Source organism: Tepidimonas sp., assembly GCF_036824975.1.
GTDB lineage: Bacteria > Pseudomonadota > Gammaproteobacteria > Burkholderiales > Burkholderiaceae_C > Tepidimonas.
In genome coordinates, this window is record NZ_DAISZC010000111.1 from 1 (window position 1) to 2,906 (window position 2,906).

Below are 2,906 nucleotides of genomic sequence, written 5' to 3' on the forward strand. Positions count from 1 at the left end.
TGGCGCTGGATGCCCTGCGCAAAATTTACCCCGACGTAAATATCGCCAGCCACATCATTGGCGACCCCATCACCATCTCGTGGGAGGCCGACCCCCATTTTTTGGGTGCCTTCAAGGGCGCGCTGCCCGGGCACTACCGCTACAACCACCGCATGTACGGCCACTTCATGCAAGATGGTCTGCCCGAGCGCGAGCGCGGCATCTTCCTGGCGGGTGATGACATCTCCTTCACCCCCGCGTGGGTGGAGGGGGCGGTGCAGACGGCGCTCAACGCGGTGTGGGGCATCGTGCGCCATCTGGGCGGCGGCTGTCATCCGGACAATCCGGGACCGGGTGAATGGTATCCGTACATCGGCCCCATGGCCCTGCCCGACTGAGTGGCGCGGCAACGGGCGCTGAGGCGGGGGCAGTAGCTGGCGCGCCACTGATCACGCTGCGCCTGTGGCGGCGCTGGGGTGGTGGTGTCCAGCGGCGCGCGCCGCACCACCCCGGTGTGCGTCGCGGCTTGCGGCCTGACAGCGACTCGGGTTACCGTACCCATGCGGCCCTATCGTAAGCTATGGGGTCATGCAAAACCCTGATCAAACCGCGTTAACAGCCTCCCCTTCGGGCAAGCTCAATCCGCGTCAGGCGCTGCGCGTGGCGCTGTGGCAAACCCCTATGCCGGCGCCGGGCGACAGCGTCGGCGCCCTGCAACGCTTGGCGCAGGCCGCACAAAGCGCCGCCGCGCAAGGTGCGCACTGGCTGCTGACGCCCGAGATGGCGCTGACGGGTTACCTGATCGACCCGGCCCGGCTGGAGCACCTGGCCGAACCGGCCGATGGTGCGCTGGCGCAAGCGATTTGGCGTCTGGCGCGGGAGCATGGCATCGGCATCGTATACGGCTGGCCCGAGTTCCACGCCGCCAGCGGCAAACCGCACAACGCGGTGCAAGCCGTTGGCCCCGACGGGCAGCGGCTCGCCGTGCATCGCAAGGTACACCTGTTCGGCGCAGCCGATGCCGAGCGGTTTACGGCGGCATCCGTTGTGGCCGCGCCATTCGAATGGCAGGGTTGGCGCATCGGCCTGCTGATTTGCTACGACGTCGAGCAGCCTGCAGCGGTGCGCTCACTTGCCCAACAGGGCGCGCGCGTCATCTTTGCACCCACCGCCAACATGCTGCCCTACGACGATGCGCCGCTGCTGACGGTGCCGCGGCTGGCGGCGGAAAATCATGTGGCCATTGCGTATGCCAATGCCTGCGGCCGCGAAGGCGCCACGGTGTATGCCGGCTACAGCACCGTCTGCGGCCCGCGTGGTGAGGTGATGGCGCGCGCCGGGCGTGGTGAGGCGCTGCTCATTGCCGATATCCCGGGTTGAGTCGATCCAGCCGCCTCAGCAAGCCGGGCCAGGTCAATGCACCCGCGCCCTGGCCGCGCGTGACCTGCCGCGCCTGCGCCTGCGCCGTGGCGATGATCGCCGGATCGATGGCCATCCGCTCGCAGCCGCTGGCCAGCGCGCGCACCTGAATCGCGCACACAGCCTCGAACAGGTACATCGCCACGAAGGCGTCGGCCACCGTCGGCCCGAGCGTCAACAGGCCATGGTTGCGCAGCATCAGGAAGTTTGCCTGCCCCAAGTCGGCCACCAGGCGTGCCTTTTCGTCCTCGCGCAGTGCCACGCCTTCGTAGTCGTGGTACGCCAGGCTGGACAGCACGAAGATCGCCTGCTGCGACAGCGGCAGCACCCCATGTTTCTGCGCCGACACCGCTACCCCGTTGAGCGTGTGGGTGTGCAGCACGCATTGCGCGTCGTGCCGCGCGGCGTGAATCGCGCTGTGGATGGTGAAGCCTGCGGGGTTGACCGGGAAGGGGCAGTCGTCCAGCTTGTTGCCGTGCACGTCGATCTTGACCAGGCTGGACGCCGTGATTTCCTCGAACAGCAGGCCGTAGGGGTTGATCAGGAACTGGTCGTCGGTGCCCGGCACGCGCGCCGTGATGTGGGTGAACACCAGATCGTCCCAGCCGAAGGCTGCCACCAGCCGGTAGGCGGCCGCCAGATCGACGCGTACGTGCCATTCGTCGTCACTGACCTGGCCCTGGCGGCTGGGGATGTCGAGCGGGATCATGCGGGTCTCCTCGGAGCGATCGATGAAACGTGAGGGCCGGGACGTCGCTGGCCCCGGGGTGGCCGACGATAGGGGGCAAGGCGGCTGCCGGACTATCGCCGGCGCGACAGAGGTGCATGCACGGTAATCTCCCTACGCGACGCCGCACCGCCGCGTGCCGGGTGGGCCGTGCCCGGTTTCTCCGCCGGCTTTTAATGTCCGCAGAACAGGGCTTTGGCTACGGCCGCTGACTTGCACGTCACGGTTTGCCTCCCCCATTTGGGGGAGGCGAGTCGGCGAATTGCCACGCTAAACTGGAAGCGCGTTTTGTGTTACTTCGCCACGCAACAACATCATGCGAAAAACTGTATCTTCAGGATGGGTCATCCTCGTGCTGTCTGGTTTCCTTTCCGGCTGCGCCACTCCGGAGGTTGTGCAAAGCAAGCAGGTGGGTGACTCGGAAAAGAGTTGTGACCAGTTGCGCTCTGCCTACGTCGAAGCTCAGGAATTCGAGGCGAAGGCGCGTAAAGAGCGTACGGTTACGGGCAGGAATGTGGCTGCAGCCTTGTTTTTCTGGCCGGCTTTGATTGGGACGTATTCGAACACAGAAGAGGCAATCAATGCGGCGAAAGACCGGCAAAGGCACCTGGAAAAGCTGGCAGAAGAAAAGCGCTGTAAATTGAACTGACGCAAGCGGGCGTGTGGCTGGTGGCCGGCGGTTTCCATATCTGGCTATAGCGGGTGCGGCGATAGCGCCTGAGATTTCGGCGCTCGCCCCCAAAACTCCGCCCGCCCGTAGTGTTCCTTCAGAAAATCCACC

4 protein-coding genes are annotated in these 2,906 nt (G+C 65.6%); 3 read left to right on the plus strand and 1 reads right to left on the minus strand.

Translation table 11 applies throughout. From position 1 onward, the window contains the following. Both V7Z54_RS09650 and V7Z54_RS09655 read left to right on the plus strand, forming a co-directional pair. A partial coding sequence (locus V7Z54_RS09650) for an FAD-dependent oxidoreductase (RefSeq protein ID WP_334136177.1) occupies positions 1–377 on the plus strand: 377 nt, incomplete at its 5' end. Between the two features lie 190 nt (positions 378–567). After that, complete coding sequence (locus V7Z54_RS09655; protein ID WP_334136179.1) at positions 568–1,359, plus strand: nitrilase-related carbon-nitrogen hydrolase; 792 nt, start codon at positions 568–570, stop codon at positions 1,357–1,359. On the opposite strand, the gene V7Z54_RS09660 is transcribed toward V7Z54_RS09655, so the two are convergent. Next, positions 1,337–2,107, minus strand: coding sequence for a class II aldolase/adducin family protein (locus tag V7Z54_RS09660; protein ID WP_334136180.1), 771 nt, complete (start codon positions 2,105–2,107; stop codon positions 1,337–1,339). The two genes, V7Z54_RS09655 and V7Z54_RS09660, sit on opposite strands and share 23 nt — an antisense overlap. Positions 2,108–2,441: 334 nt before the next feature. Between V7Z54_RS09660 and V7Z54_RS09665 the strand changes: the two genes are divergently transcribed. Beyond that, a complete protein-coding gene (locus tag V7Z54_RS09665; RefSeq protein ID WP_334136182.1) occupies positions 2,442–2,774 on the plus strand; it encodes a hypothetical protein in 333 nt (110 codons plus the stop codon). Positions 2,775–2,906: the final 132 nt, after the last annotated feature.